We start from the raw sequence: 17531 nt of genomic DNA, 5'->3' as shown, positions 1-17531 counted from the left end.
AGAGATCGTCGCGCCCTCGTAGTCGACGGTGCCGTACGGGGTGCCGAACGAGATCGTCGAGATCTGCACGCCCTCGGCCTTGGCGGCCCGGGCCGCGGTGAACGCCCCCTGCGGGGCGTTGGGGTCCAGCGGCACGTTCTCGGCACCGTCGGACTCCAGCACGATCCGCGCCGGCGGCGGGGTGTCGCCGCCGACGACCGCGGTGGCGCTGATCGCGTGCAGGGCGGTGAAGATCGCTTCGCCGGTCGCGGTGCTGTCGGCGAAATCGAGCTTCTTCAGGGCATCGATGGTGGTCTGGTGCTGCGGGGTCGGTGGCACCAGCAAATAGGGCGTGCCGGCGAATCCGACCAGCCCGAGGTTGATGCCGGGCGTCAGCTGACCGGCGAACTGGGTCGCGGCCCGTTCGGCCGCCTTGAGCCGGTTGGGTTCGACGTCCGTCGCCCGCATGGACTGGGACATGTCGATCACCAGCATGATGACGGCGCGGTTGCGCGGGATGCGCATGTCGTGGGTGGGCGTGGCCAGCGCGATGGTCAACAACGCCAGGCACAGCAGCGACACGGCGATGGGGAGATGACGCCACGGCGACTGCGCCACGGGGGTGTCGGTGTAGCGGTGCAGCCGTTGGCGCCGCCGCGCCTGGACCACAACGTAGAGGGCCAGTAGGGCCAGGGGCACCAGCCCGAACAACAACAGGGCGGGCCGCTGGAATCCGTAGAGCGGTAACGGGCCGATACCGGGAAGCGACACGTCATCCAACCTTCCCGTCCAAGCCCGGCCCGTCAAACGATGGCACTACTCGCGGCGCAGCCGCCCGTCGACGAATTGCTCCAGTTTCTCCCACTCGCGAACCGCCGCGGCATACGGCGGCGACGGCTTGGTCACCGAGTCCGGCTCGAGCACGGCGGCCACCAGCTTGCCCAGCGGCCTGCTGGTCTCGAGCGCTTTGTCGACGGTGCTCTCCTCGGAGTAGTCGCCGATGTCGCGGAGCACCTCGACGGCGAGTTCCAGTTGCTCGCGATCCACGGCATTCGGTCCGTCGGCCAGGTCGTCGGCCAGCCCGCTGAGCACGTAGATGTTGTCCTCGGTGATCTCCACCGCCAGGGAGCCGTCGGTCGCGGCTGTGCGGATGTCGTCGTAGGTGCTCAGGTCCGCCAGGTCGTGGTCGTGCTCGTCGGCCAGGTAGCGGGCCAGCGCGCGTTCGGAGGTGAAGACGCTGATGCGGCCGTTGCGGCCCAGGAAGATCGGCTGGTCGTCCAGGTAGCAGCGCAACGTGTAGAAGGTGCCCGAACTCGTCATGATCCGGATCGGATCGATGCCGACCTGCACCCAGAAGTCCTTATCGCCGCCCAGCACCACCGTGTCGCCGGTCGCCCGGTCGTCCTCGTCCTCGGTGTCCTCGTCGTCGGCCTCGGCGTTGTCGTCCGCGGTGACCTCCTCTGCGGTCTGTTCGGTGACGGCGTCCTCAGGGTCGGTGTCCTTGTCCGGCTCGTCCTCTTCGCGCTCTTCGGCCAGTTCGTCGGCGGCCTTGTCGGACAGCTTGGAGTCGACCTCGGGGGTGGTGACGAGGTCCTCGATCGCGGCGAGCACGTCGTCCCAGCTGCGCCCGATCACCTCGGCGATCGCATGCCAGCGTTTGGCGCCGGCCTTGCCGGTGAAGTGCTCGATTCCGCCGGACACGGTGCCCACGCTCGGGTTGCCGTTGAAGAACTTCGACACCGCCGCCAGCTCGCACACCGATCCGATGGACGACACGATGGCCAGCGCGCCGGCCAGCGCGGACACCGACTCCTCGGTGGGCTTCTCGGCCACCAGCTCCTCGACGGCGATCAGGTCGAACTGCTTGTCTTCGGCGGGGGAGAACGCGTGCGCGTGTGCCGCCCGCAGCTCCTTCCATGCCGGGTGGTCGGTCAAGTCGTTGTCGTCGTCCGCGCGCACGAACGCGACCAGGTCGGCGACGGAGGAGAACGCGAACAGGTCCTCGTCCTTGCCCAGGAACGCCTCCCACTCGTCGCCGGAGTCACGCCAGCGGGGTGCCCACACGGTGTAGCGGTCACCATCGGACAGGCTCAGGCGGATCGGCACGAGGTCAGCAACCATGCGGCACAGAATAGCGACGACCGGCGAACGCGTTATCGGCCCATCAGACCTAGCCCCAGATATCGGTGATAGGCGCGGCGCCGGCGGCATAGCCCGTCTTGGGCAATCCGTACATCTGCTCCACCGTGGACAGCACGTTGTAGTGGTTGATCTGTTCGCTGTAGTTGCCCGGACGGATGTGCGCTCCGTAGAACACCGTGGGGATCTGGTTGCGGTTGCCTGAAACATTGGAGTTGTCGTCCTCGTCGAACGTCACGATCAGCAGGCTGTTGTTGGCCACCGCCCAGTTCGCATATCCGGACAGTTCGCGGTTCAGCCAGGAATCGGCCTGCGCGATCGAACCGTCGTGCATGTTGTCGTCGTTGTTGGGGATGACGAACGAGACGGTCGGCAGGCTGGAGTAGTTGCCCATCGGGAACGCGGAGAACGGCAGCGAGTTGGCGGCCGGCACATTGGTGAAGTTGGCCCACGGCACATGCTTGCGCGCGTACTTGCCCGCGCTGCAGACCGGTGAGCCGACCGCGGGCAGGCCCTCCGCGAAACCGACGAATGTGTAACCCGCGGCGAGTAATTCGGAGCCGAGGTTCGGTGCGGCGCCGCCGTTGACCGGGCACACGTCCTTGGTCACCCCGAACGTATTGCCGGCGAAGAGCGCCAAATAATTCGGTTCGCTGGGATGGGTTTCGGCGAACGACTGGGTCATGTTGGCGCCGCCGGCGGCCAGTGTGGTGATGAAGGGCGCCGATTTGTTCCCGATGATGCCGTTCTCGGAGCGGTTCTCCTCGACCACGATCACGACATGCGCGGGTTGCGGAATGGCCGCTGCCGCAAGGCCTATACGCGGGGTCAACGGGCTGGCCGCCAAAGCCACCAACGCGCACGCACCCAGCAGCCGCAGGGCCCGATACGCGCCTCCGATCGGACCTCGAATTTCGCGCAACACGCCCGGAGTATATGAACGGGCGCAGCCGGTTTCCGGGACGGCGCGAGCGTGTCAGAAGGGCGTAGCCCGATCGTTATATACCCTCTATCACATGGAAATTCGCGTCATCGACCATCCGCTGGCCGCCGCCCGGCTGACGGTACTGCGTGACGAACGCACCGATAACGCCGGCTTTCGCGCCGCGCTGCGTGAGCTGACGCTGATGCTGGTCTACGAGGCCAGCCGGGATGCGGCGCGAAAGTCGGTGAAGATTCGCACCCCAGTAGCCTCGGCCGTCGGGACGCGCTTGGTCAAGCCGCCGCTGCTGGTGCCGGTGCTGCGGGCCGGGCTGGGCATGCTCGACGCCGCGCACGCCGCGATACCGGACGCGGAAGCGGGATTCGTCGGCGTCGCCCGCGACGAGGAAACCCACGTGCCGGTGCCGTATCTGGAGGCGTTGCCGCGCAAGCTTGCGGGCCGACCGGTGATCGTCCTCGATCCCATGCTGGCTACCGGCGGGTCGATGGCACACACCATCGGCCTGCTACAGCGCCGCGGCGCAACCGATATCACCGTGCTCTGTGTGGTGGCGGCTCCCGAAGGCCTTGCGGCGGTGAAGAAAGCGGCGCCGGACGCGCGAGTGTTCTGCGCCGCGGTCGACAAGGGGCTGAACAAGTCGGCTTATATCGTGCCGGGTCTCGGCGATGCCGGCGACCGTCAATTCGGGCCCAACCTGTTCACCAGCTCCGCACAGCAGCGATCAGCGCCTCGCGCAGGGCGCCGGCGCGCCGCCGCGAAGAGTCCAGGTCGTCGTACACCGCAGCACGAATCTCCAAGTAGCACTTCAACTTCGGCTCGGTCCCGGAAGGCCGCACCACCAGCCTGATCGACGTGTCCTCGTCTCCTGCGGTGAAGATCAGCGCGTCGGTGATGTCGGTGAGGGTCGCGGCGTAACCGGCCAGTGTCTTCGGAGGGTCCGCCCGCCACCGCCGCATCAGTCCGGCCGCCTCCGTGGCGTCGGCGACCCGGCGCGACACCGCGGCGACGTCGTGCACCCCGTACCGCCGGGCCAGGTCGTCGAGCAGGTTGCGGACCGAACGGCCCTGCCGCATCGCCGTGGCCACCAGGTCGCACACCAGCACCGCGGCGCTGATGCCGTCCTTGTCGCGCACGGCCGCCGGGTCGACGCAGTGCCCGATCGCTTCCTCGTAGGCGTAGATCAGCGTGCCTCCCGGCACTTTCGCGTCGGCGCGGGCCAGCCACTTGAAGCCGGTGAGGGTTTCGACGTGGACGGCGCCGTAGCGCGCGGCGATGGCCGACAGCATCCGCGACGACACCACCGTGCTGGCCACCACCGGTTTATCCGCCTGAGTCATCGACAGTAGGTAATCGCCCAGCAGCCAACCGGTTTCGTCACCGGACAGCATCCGCCAGCGCGGCCCGTCTTTGACGCCGACGGCGCATCGATCCGCGTCGGGATCGAGCGCGATCGCCACGTCGGCGCCGACGTCCGCGGCCAGGTCCAGCAGCGCGTCGGCGGCGCCGGGCTCCTCGGGATTGGGAAACGCGACCGTGGGAAAATCCGGGTCGGGTGCGAATTGCGTTGCGACGGAGTGCACTTCGACGAACCCCGCGCGGTGCAACGTCTCGACGGCCACCGCACCGCCCACCCCGTGCAGCGCGGTCAGCGCGACCCGCACCGACCCGATTCCGCGCCGCAACCCCGCGGCCCGCTCGATGTAACGCTTGACGAGATCGGTTTGCGCGGGTTCGACGGGGGCCCTGTCGATCTGGTCGGCGGGCGGGGCGCCGGCCATCGCGGCCTCGATCTCGCGGTCGGTGGGGGAGACGATCTGGATGCCGCCGTCGAGGTACACCTTGTAACCGTTGTCGGCGGGTGGGTTGTGCGATGCGGTGATCTGGATCCCGGCCGCCGCACCCGTATGCCGCACCGCGAACGCCAGCACCGGCGTGGGCACCGAACCGGGCAGCAGCAGCACGGAGAACTCCTGGGCGGCAAGCACTTCGGCGGTTACCGTGGCGAATACGGCCGAGCCGTGCCGGGCGTCGCGTCCCACGATCACCGACGAGCGGTGCAGGCCGCGCGCGATCAGTACTTGTGCGACGGCCCAGGTCGCCCGCGAGACCACGGCGACGTTCATGGCGTCCGGTCCGCCGCGCACCGGCCCGCGCAGGCCCGCCGTGCCGAACATCAGGGGGCGGGCGAACCGCTCGGCGAGTTCGTCGGGGTCGCACGCGGCGAGCTCGGCCGCCGTCGCCGGGTCGGGATCGTGGGCGATCCACTCCTCGGGCGTCATGGCCCTAGAAGCGGGGGAGTTCAGAAAGGATCAAGGCCAGCAGCGCCCCCATCCGGGTGGCGGCCGCGGCGCCGGCGGCCAGCACCTCGGTGTGGCTCAGCGGTTCGCCGCTGATGCCGGCGGCCAGGTTGGTCACCAGCGACACCCCCAGCACCTCGGCGCCTGCCGCCCGGGCCGCGATGGTCTCGTGCACCGTCGACATGCCCACCAGGTCGGCGCCCAGCGTGCGCAGCATCCGGATCTCGGCGGGTGTCTCGTAGTGCGGGCCGGGCAGCCCGGCGTAGACGCCTTCGGTCAGCGAGGGATCGGCTTGGCGGGCGAGCGCACGCAGCCGCGGCGAGTAGGCGTCGGTCAGGTCCACGAACTGCGGGCCGACCAACGGGGACCGGGCCGTCAGGTTCAGGTGGTCGCTGATCAGCACGGGTTCGCCGACGGCCATGTCCTGACGCAGGCCGCCCGCCGCGTTGGTGAGCACCACGGCGCGTACGCCGGCCGCGCAGGCCGCCCGCACCGCGTGCACAACATGACACAGGTCGTGGCCCTCGTAGGCGTGGATGCGGCCGATCAGCACCAGCACCCGGTGTGCACCGATGCGCATCGACAACAGCTCGCCGGTATGCCCGACCGCGGTGGGCGGGGCAAAGCCGGGGAGCTCGGCCTGGGCCAGCACGGTGGTGGGTGTGCCGAGCGCCGCGACCGCAGGCGGCCAGCCCGATCCGAGCACGATGGCGACGTCGTGTTCGGCGATTCCGGTGCGTTCGGCGATGACCTCGGCTGCCCGGCGAGCGAGGTCGCCTGGGTCCGACGGGGTTTCGGTCACAGTCGGGGAGCCTAGCCGCGCGACGCCGAGCGCCGATAGCGGCGCGAGTGAGGGGCGGGGCGATCGCACCTGGCCCCCGCGGGTCGATCGAAGCTGGCCGTGCGACGGTGTCCCCGCTATGTGTCAGGATTTGCCTTATGAATCTTGGTAGGTGGCCGGTGGTTGGTCCGGTCATGGGGGTTGCCGTCGGTGTTGTGCTGTCGGTGGTTTCGATCACATTCGGCCCGGCGCCGTCGGCCAAAGCGGACTGCCCCGACGTGCAACTCATCTTCATCCGCGGTACCGCCGAGCCGCCCGGCCTGGGGGCGGTGGGCGACGCGCTGTTCGGCGCGCTGCAGCCCGCGCTGGGATCGCGCAACGTCGACTCCTACGCGGTGAACTACCCGGCCAGCTACAACTTCCTGACCACCGCCGACGGCGCGAACGACGCGCGCGACCACATCGCGCAGATGGTCGACCAATGCCCGTCCACGCGGCTGGTGCTGGGCGGCTTCTCGCAGGGCGCCGCCGCGGTCTCGATGCTCGCGGGGGTGCCGCCGGTGGGCCAGCGCATCGGCAACTTTGGCTCGGCTCCGGCGCTGGATCCCGGTCTCGCCGGCAAGATCCGGGCGGTCGCGGTGTTCGGTAACCCCGGCAACCGCTTCAACACGCCGCTGTCGTCGACTGGTGCGTTCGCCGGCCGCGCCATCGACCTGTGCAGCGAGGGCGATCCCGTCTGCGTCGTCGGCGGCCGTGACCGCGATGCGCACCACGACTACTCCGCACCGCCCTACCCCGGCCAGGCGGCGGGGTTCATCGCCGGGCTGGTGTAGCCCCGACGGGGTTGGGCCCTGATCGCACACTGCGACATACTGCGAGAGTGCCCATCACCCCGTTAGACAGCGTCGAAGATGTCGTGCGGCGGCGTGGTGCCGAGCTGGTCGAGTTGTCCCATGACATCCACGCCGAGCCCGAGCTGGCCTTCGCCGAGCATCGCAGCTGCGCCAAGGCGCAGGCGCTGGTCGCAGAGCGCGGCTTCGACATCACCGCGGCAGCCGGCGGCCTGGACACCGCCTTTCGCGCCGACTTCGGCAGCGGGCCACTGACCATCGGGATCTGCGCCGAGTACGACGCGCTGCCCGAGATCGGCCACGCCTGCGGCCACAACATCATCGCGGCGTCGGCGGTGGGGACCGCCCTGGCGCTCGCCGAGGTGGCCGACGACCTCGGGCTGCGGGTGTCGCTGCTAGGGACGCCGGCCGAGGAGGCCGGCGGCGGCAAGGCGTTGTTACTCAAGGCCGGGGTCTTCGACGACATCGCCGCGGCGGTCATGCTCCACCCAGGCCCCGCCGACATCGCCGGGGCCCGCTCGCTGGCCCTGTCCGAGGCGACGGTGAACTACCGCGGCAAGGAGTCCCACGCGGCCGTCGCGCCGCACCTGGGCATCAATGCCGTCGACGCGGTCACGGTCGCACAGGTGGCCATCGGGCTGCTGCGCCAGCAACTGGCGCCCGGGCAGCTGGTGCACGGGATCGTCACCAACGGCGGCCAGGCAGTCAACGTCATCCCGGGGCACGCGGCGCTCCAGTACGCGATGCGGGCGGTCGAAGCGGATTCGCTGCGCGAGCTGGAGGGCAGGATGTACGCCTGCTTCGCCGCGGGCGCGCTGGGCACCGGCTGCGAATACGAGATCGACATTCCCGCACCGCCGTATGACGAACTGAAGCCCGACCAATGGTTGGCCGACACCTTCCGTGACGAGATGTGCCGGCTCGGCCGCGAGCCGGTGGCCCGCGAGTACGAGGCGGCGCTGCCCATGGGCAGCACCGACATGGGCAACGTCACGCACGTGCTGCCGGGGATCCACCCGGTGGTCGGGGTCGACGCCGGGGGCGCCATGGTTCACCAGCGCGCCTTCGCCGACGCCGCCGCGGGTCCCAGCGCCGACCGCGCGGTCGTCGAGGGCGCGATCATGCTGGCGCGCACGGTGGTTCAGCTGGCGCAGACGCCGGCCCAGCGCGACCGGGTGTTGGACGCGCAGGAGCGCAGGCGCGGCGGGGGGCACTCATGAGCCTCGTCGACGCCGCCGATTCCTGGCTGGCCGTCCACCACCAAGACCTGGTCGAATGGCGCCGTCACATTCACCGCTATCCGGAGCTGGGCCGACAAGAGCACGCCACCACCCAGTTCGTCGGCGAGCGGCTGGCCGAAGCCGGGCTCAACCCGAAGGTCCTGCCGGGCGGGACCGGACTCGTCTGCGACATCGGCCCCGAGCACGAGCCCAGGATCGCGTTGCGCGCCGACATGGACGCCCTGCCGATGGCCGAGCTCACCGGCGTTCCGTACGCCTCCACCCTGGCGGGCGTCGCGCATGCCTGCGGTCACGACGCGCACACCGCGATCCTGCTGGGCACCGCCCTGGTGCTGGCGTCGGTGCCCGAGCTGCCGGTCGGGGTGCGGCTGATCTTTCAGGCCGCCGAGGAGCTGATGCCCGGCGGCGCGATCGACGCCATCGCGGCCGGCGCCGTCATCGGGGTGTCGCGGATCTTCGCCCTGCACTGTGACCCCAGGCTGGAGGTCGGCAAGGTCGCGGTCCGCCACGGCCCCATCACCTCGGCGGCCGACCAGATAGAGATCACCTTGTATTCACCCGGCGGGCACACGTCGCGCCCGCATCTGACCGCCGATCTGGTGTACGGGCTGGGCACGCTGATCACCGGGCTGCCCGGGGTGTTGTCGCGGCGCATCGACCCGCGCAACGGCACGGTGCTGGTCTGGGGCGCCGTCAACGCCGGGGTGGCCGCCAACGCCATCCCGCAGACCGGGGTGCTGGCGGGCACCGTGCGCACGGCGAGCCGGCAAACCTGGGTGGGCATGGAGGAGGTCATCCGCGAGACGGTGTCCGGGCTGTTGGCGCCGCTGGCCATCGAGCACACGATGCAGTACCGGCGCGGGGTACCACCGGTGGTCAACGAGGACGTCTCGACGCGCATCCTCATCCACGCGATCGAACAGATCGGCCCCGACGCGCTCGCCGACACCCGTCAGTCCGGCGGCGGCGAGGACTTCTCCTGGTACCTGGAGGAGGTGCCCGGCGCGATGGCCCGGTTGGGGGTGTGGCCGGGAGTGGGGCCTCAGCTTGACCTGCACCAGCCGACGTTCAATCTCGACGAGCGGGCCCTGCCGATCGGCGTGCGCGTGATGACGAACATCGTCGAGCAGTCGGCCGCGTTCGAGCGGTGCTAGGCGCCGGTGGCCCGCACGACATGTTCGGCGATATGGGCGTAGGCGCGCCGCGTGACGTCGCCGGCGTCGCTCATGATGTTGTAGCCGTGGTCGACGCCGGCCACCTCGTAGTACTCCGCTAACGCGCCGACGCCGCCGAGCCTGTCTGCATAGCTGCGGGCTTCGTCGCGCAGCCGATCGTGCTCGGCCGTCACGATCAGCGCGGGCGCGATGCCGGCGATGTCATCGGCGTTGTCGCCCCAGGCGGGCGAGGCCAGGCGGTCGCGCCGCTGGGCCGGCTCGGGGATGTAGGCGGTGTCGAAGACCTCGCTCATCCACGGCTTCATGATCGCCCGGCGCCCCAGCGTCGACGCCTTTTCGCGGCTCGGCGTCACCAGGTCCAGCGGCGCGTAGTGCAGCACCTGCAGCGCGATGTCGGGCCCGCCGCTCTCCAGCGCGAGCCGCGCCGCCGCGGCGGACAGGTTGCCGCCCGCGCTCTGGCCGCCGACGCACAGTCGGGCGCCGTTCCAATCGCGGTCGGGGCCGGCCGCCCAGCACACGACGTCATAGATTTGGTGCGCCGCGGCGGGAAAGCGGTGCCGCGGTGCCAGGACGTAGTCGGCGTTGATCACCACCACGCCCGCGTGGGCGGCCAGGTATCGGCACCACGGATCGTCCTGCTCGCGGTGGCCGATTACGAACCCGCCGCCGTGCACGTTGACGTAGACGGGCGGGTGCGTCGCCGCCGGCGGGTAATAGACGGTTGCCGATACCGGGCCGTGGCGGGTTCCGATGGCGACCTCAGTGGTTCGGCCCGCAATCTCCGGGAACCGCACGGCGGCCTTGGGAGTGGGATTGACCGCGGCGGCGAACGTGCGCGCGAGCGTGTCGGCGACCAGCGGTACGGACAAAACTGACAGCCGACTTTCCTTCCGGATCAGGAGCTGGTGCCCGGGCCGATGTTGCGGGCCGGACGGGTCCGCAGGCTATGAACGTATTCGATTGGCGCCCCGGCGATTTCGGCGGCGTCGGCCATCACCCCCAGGTACCGGGCCGACGGCATCCCGCCTTCCCACGCGTCCAAAACATACAGCCACGCCAACACCGGGTCGGTGTCGGTGTCCGATGAGATGCGCTCCACGCGGCAGCGGATCTTCTTGTGGACGCCGAACTCCGAGCCCTCCCAGCGGTCCAGGTTTCTCTCGTCCGCGGGAGTCATGTCGTAGAGCACGACGAACACCTTCGAACCCGGGTCCTCGACGACGGTGGCCAGCGCGCCCTCCCAGCCGATGTCCTCGCCGCCGAAGGTCAATCGCCATCCGTGCAGCCAGCCGGTTCCGGCCATCGGCGAGTGTGGCGCGCGTTTCTGCATCTGCTCGGGATCCATGTTCGACCCATAAGCGGCGTAGAGCGGCACGGGGAAAGCTTAGACGTCCGATGCGGGCGGGTCTTCCCTGAGCATTCGGACGGCCGCTTCGTTAGGTTGGTGGCTGTGGTGACCCGCATCGTGATCCTCGGTGGAGGCCCGGCCGGTTACGAAGCCGCACTGGTGGCCGCGACCTCGCACCCCGACACGACCCGCGTCACGGTGATCGACTCCGAGGGCATCGGCGGTGCGGCGGTCCTGGATGACTGTGTGCCGTCCAAGACGTTCATCGCCTCGACCTGGCTGCGCACCGAATTGCGCCGGGCGCCGCGACTCGGGTTCGACATCGACATCGACGACGCCAAGATTTCGCTCCCGCAAATCCACGCCCGGGTCAAGCAACTCGCCACCGAGCAGTCCGCCGATATCACCGACCAGCTGCTCGCGGTGGGCGTGGACGTGGTGGCCGGCCATGGCGAGCTGATCGATCCCACGCCCGGACTGGCCTGCCACCGGGTCAAGGCGACCACCGCCGACGGCTCCGCCAGCGAGTACGAGGCCGACGTCGTGCTGATAGCCACCGGCGCCAGCCCGCGGGTGTTGCCGTCGGCGCCGCCCGACGGCGAGCGGATCCTGACCTGGCGCCAGCTGTACAACCTGGAGGCGCTGCCCGACCACCTCATCGTGGTCGGGTCCGGGGTCACGGGCGCCGAATTCGTGCACGCCTACACCGAATTGGGCGTCCCGGTGACCGTGGTGGCCAGCCGCGACCGGGTGCTGCCCTACGAGGACGCCGACGCAGCGCTGGTCCTGGAGGAGGCGTTCTCCGAGCGCGGCGTCCAGCTGGTCAAGAACGCCCGCGCGCAGTCGGTCACCCGCACCGAGGACGGCGTGCTGGTCACGCTGGCCGACGGGCGCACGGTCGAGGGCAGCCACGCCCTGATGACCATCGGGTCGGTCCCCAACACCAGCGGCTTGGGACTGGACCGGGTCGGCATCGAGCTGGGCCGCGGCGGTTACCTGACCGTGGACCGGGTGTCGCGGACCTCGGTGGCCGGCATCTACGCCGCCGGTGACTGCACCGGTCTGCTGCCGTTGGCCTCGGTCGCCGCCATGCAGGGCCGGATCGCGATGTATCACGCGCTGGGCGAAGGCGTCAGCCCCATCCGGTTGCGCACGGTGGCGGCCACGGTGTTCACCAGGCCCGAGATCGCCGCCGTCGGGGTCCCGCAGACGATGATCGACGACGGTTCGGTGCCGGCCCGCACGGTCACGCTGCCGCTGCGCACCAACGCGCGCGCCAAGATGTCCGGCCTGCGACAAGGTTTCGTCAAGCTCTTCTGCCGGCAGGCGACCGGCGTGGTGATCGGTGGCGTCGTGGTGGCGCCCATCGCTTCCGAGCTGATTCTGCCGATCGCGGTCGCGGTGACCAACCGCATCACGGTCAACGAGCTGGCCCAGACGCTGGCGGTTTACCCGTCGTTGTCCGGCTCGGTCACCGAGGCCGCGCGGCGGTTGATGGCGCACGACGATCTGGACTAGCGGTTAGCCTTGGTGCAGCACGTGCTACTGACCAGTAACCGACAGGAGTTCCCGATGAGGAGTTTTCTGCCGTGAGCAATCCGATTCAAGCACCGGACAGCCTGCAGACGTGGGCGGCGTCCTCGCTGGGGCCACGGCAACGTGCGCTGGCCTGGGAGCGACTCGGCGCCGAGCAGTTCGACGTCGTGGTGATCGGTGGCGGGGTGGTCGGTTCGGGATGCGCGCTGGATGCCGCCACGCGCGGACTCAAGGTAGCGCTGGTCGAGGCACGCGATTTCGCGTCCGGCACGTCAAGCCGCTCCTCGAAGATGTTTCATGGCGGCTTGCGGTACCTCGAGCAACTGGAATTCGGGCTGGTGCGCGAGGCGCTCTACGAGCGTGAGCTGTCGCTGACCACCTTGGCGCCGCATCTGGTCAAGCCGTTACCGTTCTTGTTTCCGCTCACCAAACGGTTGTGGGAGCGTCCGTACGTCGCCGCCGGGATCTTTCTCTACGACAGTCTGGGTGGCGCGAAATCCGTTCCGGCGCAGAAGCATTTGACTCGTGCCGGCGCATTGCGCTTGAGTCCGGGACTCAAGCGCAGCTCCCTGGTCGGCGGTATTCGCTACTACGACACCGTCGTCGACGACGCACGCCATACCATGACCGTGGCGCGCACTGCGGGGCATTACGGCGCGGTGGTGCGGACCTCCACTCAGGTGGTGGCGATGCTGCGCGAAGGCGATCGGGTGACCGGGGTTCGCGTGCGCGACTCCGAGGACGGTGCCATCACCGAGGTCCGGGGTCACGTCGTGGTCAACGCGACCGGGGTGTGGACCGACGAGATCCAGGCATTGTCCAAGCAGCGCGGGCGTTTTCAGGTCCGGGCGTCCAAGGGCGTGCACGTGGTGGTGCCGCGCGACCGTGTCGTCAGCGACGTCGCGATCATCCTGCGCACCGAGAAATCGGTGATGTTCGTCATCCCGTGGGGCAGCCACTGGATCATCGGAACTACCGACACCGACTGGAATCTCGACCTGGCTCACCCCGCGGCGACCAAGGCCGACATCGACTACATCCTGGAAACCGTCAACACCGTGCTGGCCATCCCGCTGACGCATGCCGACATCGACGGGGTGTACGCGGGGCTGCGGCCGCTGCTGGCCGGGGAGAGCGAGGAGACCTCCAAGCTGTCCCGGGAGCACGCCGTGGCGGTGCCCGCGCCGGGCCTGGTGGCCATCGCCGGCGGCAAGTACACCACCTACCGGGTGATGGCCGCCGACGCGGTCGATGCTGCGGCCCAATTCATTCCGGCCCGGGTAGCCCCGTCGATCACCGAGAAGGTCAGCCTGTTGGGCGCCGACGGCTACTTCGCGCTGATCAACCAGGCCGAACACGTCGCCCAGCTGCAGGGTCTGCATCCCTACCGGGTGCGTCATCTGCTGGACCGCTATGGTTCGCTGATCGGTGACGTGCTGGCGCTGGCGGCGCAGAGCCCCGATCTGCTCGAGCCGATCAAGGAGGCGCCGGGCTACCTGCGGGTGGAGGCGCTGTATGCCGTAACCGCCGAGGGCGCTTTGCATTTGGAGGACATCCTGGCCCGCCGCATGCGCATCTCCATCGAGTACCCCCACCGCGGCGTCGACTGCGCGCGCGAGGTCGCCGACGTCGTCGCTCCGATCCTGGGCTGGTCGGCTGAGGAGGTCGCGCGTGAGGTCGCAAACTACACCGCCCGGGTGGAGGCCGAGATCCTGTCCCAGGCGCAGCCCGACGACGTCTCCGCGGACGAGTTGCGGGCCAGCGCGCCAGAGGCTCGTGCCGAGATCCTCGAACCGGTCCCGCTCAGTTGAGCGGGTCCTGACATGGCCGTGCGGCCGTCCCCTCTGCCCCTGCGCGACGGGCTCGGCCCGGCGCGCGTGCGGCTGCGCGGCGGGCCGGTGCTGGCCGAGCTCACCGCGCGGTTCGGCGCGCGGGCCCGCGCCAAGGTGCTGGCTGGTGAGGTCGTCGGCGCCGACGGTGCGGTAATCGATAGCGCCACAGTGCTTCCCGCCGGCGCGAGCGTCTACCTGTATCGCGAGCTGCCGGACGAGGTGCCCGTCCCGTTCGACGTGCCAGTGCTGCATCGCGACGCCGACATCGTGGTCGTCGACAAGCCGCACTTCCTGGCCACCATGCCGCGCGGACGCCACGTCGCGCAGACCGCGCTGGTGCGGCTGCGGCGCGAACTGGGGCTGCCCGAGCTGAGCCCGGCGCATCGGCTGGACCGGCTGACCGCCGGGGTGCTGCTGTTCACCGCAAGGCGCGAGGTGCGCGGCGCCTATCAGACACTGTTCTCTCGCGGCTTGGTCGCTAAGACATATCTGGCCCGGGCCGCCGTCGACTCGGAGGTGGAGCTCCCGCGGGTGGTGAAAAGCCGAATCATCAAGCGTCGCGGCCACCTACAGGCCGTCAGCGAGCCCGGCGCACCCAATGCCGAGACCCGCGTGGAGCTGTTATCGCCGGACGGCCTGTACCGGCTCATCCCCCGCACCGGGCGCACCCATCAGCTGCGCCTGCACATGGCCTCGCTGGGGATACCGATCGAGGGTGATCCGTTGTATCCCAACATCATCGACGTCGCTGCCGACGACTTCAGCACGCCGCTGCGGCTAGTGGCGCAGCGCATCGAGTTCACCGATCCGCTGACCGGCGTGCGGCGCGAGTTCGTCAGCGGCCGAGCCGCGCCGTAGGTGGACCGCTGCGCCCACGTTTTGTCGGTGGCGCGTGGAATAGTCGAACCTATGTTCGAACAGTCAGGGGGTCATCGGTCGCCAGCAGAGGCGATCGACTACTTCGACGAGTTGGTCGAGCGGCAGTATCCGTCGCGAACGCCGGTGTCGGCCGGTCTGCTGGAACGGATCGGAGCGGCGGCGCGCGCGGAGAACCGGGCGGCGGCCGCCCAGCTCGCGGCCGTCGGTGAGTTGTTCAGGTATCGGCTATCGCGCTGCGCGGAGACCGAAAGCTGGGCCGTCGACACCGAGGCGGCCGTCAGTGCTGAGGTCGCCGCCGAGTTGCGGATCAGTCAGGGCCTGGCCGGCAGCAAGGTGCGCTACGCCCGGGCCATGCGGGAGCGGCTGCCGCAGGTGGGCGAGGTGTTCACGGCCGGTGACATCGACTTTCGGATGTTCGCCACCGCGGTGTACCGAACGGACCTGATCACCGACCCGCAGGTGCTGGCGGTGGTGGACGCCCGGCTGGCGGCCAACGTGGCGCGATGGCCGTCGATGACTCAAGGCCGGCTGGCCGCGCAGGTGGACAAGGTCGTCGCGCGGGCCGACGCGGACGCGGTGCGGCGCCGCAAGGAGCGCGCCGCCGGGCGGGAAGTGTGGGTCGCCGACATGGGGGATGGGTTGGCGCATATCGACGGAACCCTGCTGGCCCCCGACGCGCATCTACTGGACCGGCGCCTGGACGCGTTGGCGGCCACGGTGTGTGAGCACGACCCGCGCACCCGCGAGCAGCGCCGCGCCGACGCGTTGGGGGCATTGGCGGGCGGGGCCGACCGGTTGGGATGCCGCTGCGGGCGCCGCGATTGCCCGGCCGGCAAACGGCCCGCGCGGCCGGTGGTGATCCACGTGGTCGCCGAGCGCGGCAGTCTGGACGGCACCAGCCCGGCGCCGGCCTACGAGCTGGGCACCGAGGGCTTGATCGCGCCGGAGTTGGTCGCCGAGCTGGCAGCGTCAGCCACGCTGGCACCGCTGGTCCACCCGGGTGATGCCCCACCCGAGCCGGGTTACGTGCCGTCGAAGGCGCTGGCCGACTTCGTGCGCTGCCGCGACTTGACGTGCCGCTGGCCCGGCTGCGACCAGCCCGCCGCCAATTGCGATGTGGATCATACGATTCCCTACGCGGATGGTGGGCGCACGCACGCGTCGAACCTTAAATGCTATTGCCGCACACATCATTTGGTGAAAACTTTTTGGGGCTGGCGGGAAAAGCAGCTGTCCGATGCGACGCTGATCCTGACCTCACCGGCTGGGTGCACCTATGTCACCACGCCGGGCAGCGCGCTGCTGTTCCCGAGTTTGTGCCAGGGCGTCGGCGCGATCGCGGCCCCCGAGGCCGACGTGGCGCCCGGTTACTGCGGAGACCGCACGGCGATGATGCCCCTCCGGCGCCGCACCCGCGCCCAGGACCGCGCCGGGCGTATCGCGGCCGAACGCCGGCACAATCGCGACGCCCGCATGGGCCGGCGCACCCGAACCACGAGCATGGGCTCGGGCTCGAGCAGCGGCCCCGGCCCGCCCGGCGGCGGCGATCCACCACCCTTCTAGCAGCATGAACGTCGTTTAACGGCATGGAAGGCGCGGGACCGGGTAGCCCGCGGCTATGGACATCACCGTCACGTTCGTGGGCAACGCCACCACGCTCATTTCCGCGGGCGGGCTGACGCTGTTGACCGACCCCAACTTCTTGCACCGGGGGCAACGCGCCTACCTCGGCCATGGGCTGGTATCCAAACGGCTCAAGGAGCCCGCGCTGCAACTCAGCGAACTTCCCCCGGTCGACGCGATCGTGCTGTCGCACATGCACGGCGACCACTGGGACAGGGTGTCGCAGAAGGGCCTGGACCACGAACTGCCCGTCGTCACCACCCCGCACGCCGCCAAACGGCTGCACAAGCGTGGCTTCGCGCGGGCGCATGGCCTGACCACCTGGCAGCAGCACACGATCACGAAGGGCGGCACCACGCTCACCCTCACGTCGTTGCCGGGGCGTCACGCGCCGGGATGGAGTCAGCGGCTCCTCCCGCCCGTAATGGGCACCATGCTGGAGGTCGCCGCCGACGATGGCTCGCCCCGGCGCCGGCTCTACATCTCCGGAGACACCCTGCTGATCGAGGAGCTCAAGGAAATTCCCGCGAGGTTCGACCCGATCGACGTGGGCATGCTGCACCTCGGCGGCACCCGGCTGCCCGCCGGCGGGCGGCTGCCGTTCGGTCTGACCGTCACCATGGACGGCCGTCAGGGCGCTGAACTCGTCGCGATGCTCGCCCTGCCGAAGGCCATCCCGGTGCACTTCGACGACTATGCTGCCTTCGCGTCGCCGCTGGCCGACTTCACCCGGGAAATGACGCGCCGAGGCCTGGGCGATCGGATCATCACGGTGAACCGCGGCGCCTCGGTGACCGTTTGACAGACGGCCGGTGTCGCGTAAGTGCCCCTGGCCAGCAAATGTCAAATCGCTCTCAGCTTTGGGTATAGGGTGTCCTAACACCGGGCGGTCGAACTGGGAGGTCCC

Annotated in this window: 15 protein-coding genes and 1 pseudogene; 9 read left to right on the top strand and 7 right to left on the bottom strand. The window is 69.7% G+C overall.

Annotated elements, in window-relative coordinates; all coding sequences use genetic code 11:
- The 3 genes from A5753_RS13490 to A5753_RS13480 form a co-directional block, all read right to left on the bottom strand.
- Nucleotides 1–750: VWA domain-containing protein (locus A5753_RS13490; protein WP_067128466.1), on the bottom strand; the 750-nt coding region annotated here is incomplete at its 3' end.
- A gap of 45 nt (nucleotides 751–795) precedes the next feature.
- Complete coding sequence (locus tag A5753_RS13485; protein ID WP_067128457.1) at nucleotides 796–2100, bottom strand: primosomal protein; 1305 nt, start codon at nucleotides 2098–2100, stop codon at nucleotides 796–798.
- Between the two features lie 49 nt (nucleotides 2101–2149).
- Nucleotides 2150–2998: an alkaline phosphatase family protein gene (locus A5753_RS13480; RefSeq protein WP_067128532.1), complete on the bottom strand. Its 849-nt coding sequence runs from the start codon at nucleotides 2996–2998 to the stop codon at nucleotides 2150–2152.
- 136 nt (nucleotides 2999–3134) lie between these two features.
- On the opposite strand from A5753_RS13480, the pseudogene upp reads away from it, so the two are divergent.
- Nucleotides 3135–3752, top strand: a pseudogene (gene upp, locus A5753_RS23850) (uracil phosphoribosyltransferase); the annotation flags it as partial.
- Between the two features lie 7 nt (nucleotides 3753–3759).
- On the opposite strand, the gene A5753_RS13470 reads toward upp, so the two are convergent.
- Together A5753_RS13470 and A5753_RS13465 are read right to left on the bottom strand one after the other, a co-directional pair.
- The gene (locus A5753_RS13470) at nucleotides 3760–5340 is read right to left on the bottom strand and encodes a phospho-sugar mutase (protein WP_067128449.1); all 1581 of its coding nucleotides are present in this window, start codon (nucleotides 5338–5340) and stop codon (nucleotides 3760–3762) included.
- 4 nt (nucleotides 5341–5344) lie between these two features.
- Nucleotides 5345–6160 carry a purine-nucleoside phosphorylase gene (locus A5753_RS13465; RefSeq protein ID WP_067128446.1) on the bottom strand — a complete coding sequence of 272 codons (816 nt, stop codon included), beginning with the start codon at nucleotides 6158–6160 and terminating at the stop codon, nucleotides 5345–5347.
- 197 nt (nucleotides 6161–6357) lie between these two features.
- Here A5753_RS13465 and A5753_RS13460 point away from each other — a divergent pair, with 197 nt between their 5' ends.
- The 3 genes from A5753_RS13460 to A5753_RS13450 are packed head-to-tail and all read left to right on the top strand — an operon-like array spanning nucleotide 6358 to nucleotide 9385.
- Nucleotides 6358–6972 carry a cutinase family protein gene (locus A5753_RS13460; RefSeq protein ID WP_197694687.1) on the top strand — a complete coding sequence of 205 codons (615 nt, stop codon included), beginning with the start codon at nucleotides 6358–6360 and terminating at the stop codon, nucleotides 6970–6972.
- Between the two features lie 47 nt (nucleotides 6973–7019).
- A complete protein-coding gene (locus A5753_RS13455) occupies nucleotides 7020–8210 on the top strand; it encodes a M20 family metallopeptidase (RefSeq protein WP_067128440.1) in 1191 nt (396 codons plus the stop codon).
- On the top strand, nucleotides 8207–9385 hold the full coding sequence (locus A5753_RS13450) for an amidohydrolase (RefSeq protein WP_067128437.1): 1179 nt from the start codon (nucleotides 8207–8209) through the stop codon (nucleotides 9383–9385). The genes A5753_RS13455 and A5753_RS13450 overlap by 4 nt, the downstream gene beginning before the upstream one ends.
- On the opposite strand, the gene A5753_RS13445 is transcribed toward A5753_RS13450, so the two are convergent.
- Nucleotides 9382–10200, bottom strand: a complete 819-nt coding sequence (locus tag A5753_RS13445; RefSeq protein ID WP_067128529.1) for an alpha/beta hydrolase — start codon at nucleotides 10198–10200, stop codon at nucleotides 9382–9384. The two genes, A5753_RS13450 and A5753_RS13445, sit on opposite strands and share 4 nt — an antisense overlap.
- A 101-nt stretch (nucleotides 10201–10301) precedes the next feature.
- Nucleotides 10302–10781: a gamma-glutamylcyclotransferase gene (locus tag A5753_RS13440; protein WP_067128434.1), complete on the bottom strand. Its 480-nt coding sequence runs from the start codon at nucleotides 10779–10781 to the stop codon at nucleotides 10302–10304.
- 75 nt (nucleotides 10782–10856) lie between these two features.
- On the opposite strand from A5753_RS13440, the gene A5753_RS13435 reads away from it, so the two are divergent.
- The 5 genes from A5753_RS13435 (at nucleotide 10857) to A5753_RS13415 (ending at nucleotide 17426) form a co-directional block, all read left to right on the top strand.
- Nucleotides 10857–12272 (top strand): NAD(P)H-quinone dehydrogenase, encoded by a 1416-nt coding sequence (locus tag A5753_RS13435; RefSeq protein ID WP_067128431.1) that lies wholly within the window; start codon nucleotides 10857–10859, stop codon nucleotides 12270–12272.
- A 71-nt stretch (nucleotides 12273–12343) separates the two neighbouring features.
- Nucleotides 12344–14101 (top strand): glycerol-3-phosphate dehydrogenase/oxidase, encoded by a 1758-nt coding sequence (locus A5753_RS13430; protein WP_067128428.1) that lies wholly within the window; start codon nucleotides 12344–12346, stop codon nucleotides 14099–14101.
- Nucleotides 14102–14113: 12 nt separating this feature from the next.
- Entirely contained in the window at nucleotides 14114–14980 is an 867-nt protein-coding gene (locus tag A5753_RS13425; RefSeq protein ID WP_067128425.1) for a pseudouridine synthase, read from the top strand.
- Between the two features lie 51 nt (nucleotides 14981–15031).
- Entirely contained in the window at nucleotides 15032–16564 is a 1533-nt protein-coding gene (locus A5753_RS13420; protein WP_067128422.1) for an HNH endonuclease signature motif containing protein, read from the top strand.
- A gap of 55 nt (nucleotides 16565–16619) precedes the next feature.
- Complete coding sequence (locus A5753_RS13415; RefSeq protein ID WP_067128419.1) at nucleotides 16620–17426, top strand: MBL fold metallo-hydrolase; 807 nt, start codon at nucleotides 16620–16622, stop codon at nucleotides 17424–17426.
- Nucleotides 17427–17531: the final 105 nt, after the last annotated feature.

The sequence above is a fragment of the Mycobacterium sp. 852002-51971_SCH5477799-a genome, assembly GCF_001667145.1.
In the GTDB taxonomy this organism is placed as follows: Bacteria; Actinomycetota; Actinomycetes; order Mycobacteriales; family Mycobacteriaceae; genus Mycobacterium.
Note: the sequence above shows the minus strand (reverse complement) of the source record. Positions and strands in the feature narration are given on the sequence as shown.

What these genes read in the sequence shown, in the direction of transcription:
- A5753_RS13485 (WP_067128457.1), bottom strand. Translation starts at nt 2,100, where the DNA reads ATGGTTGCTGACCTCGTGCCGATCCGCCTGAGCCTGTCCGATGGTGAC.
- A5753_RS13470 (WP_067128449.1), bottom strand. Translation starts at nt 5,340, where the DNA reads ATGACGCCCGAGGAGTGGATCGCCCACGATCCCGACCCGGCGACGGCG.
- A5753_RS13450 (WP_067128437.1), top strand. Translation starts at nt 8,207, where the DNA reads ATGAGCCTCGTCGACGCCGCCGATTCCTGGCTGGCCGTCCACCACCAA.
- A5753_RS13425 (WP_067128425.1), top strand. Translation starts at nt 14,114, where the DNA reads ATGGCCGTGCGGCCGTCCCCTCTGCCCCTGCGCGACGGGCTCGGCCCG.
- A5753_RS13420 (WP_067128422.1), top strand. Translation starts at nt 15,032, where the DNA reads ATGTTCGAACAGTCAGGGGGTCATCGGTCGCCAGCAGAGGCGATCGAC.
- A5753_RS13415 (WP_067128419.1), top strand. Translation starts at nt 16,620, where the DNA reads ATGGACATCACCGTCACGTTCGTGGGCAACGCCACCACGCTCATTTCC.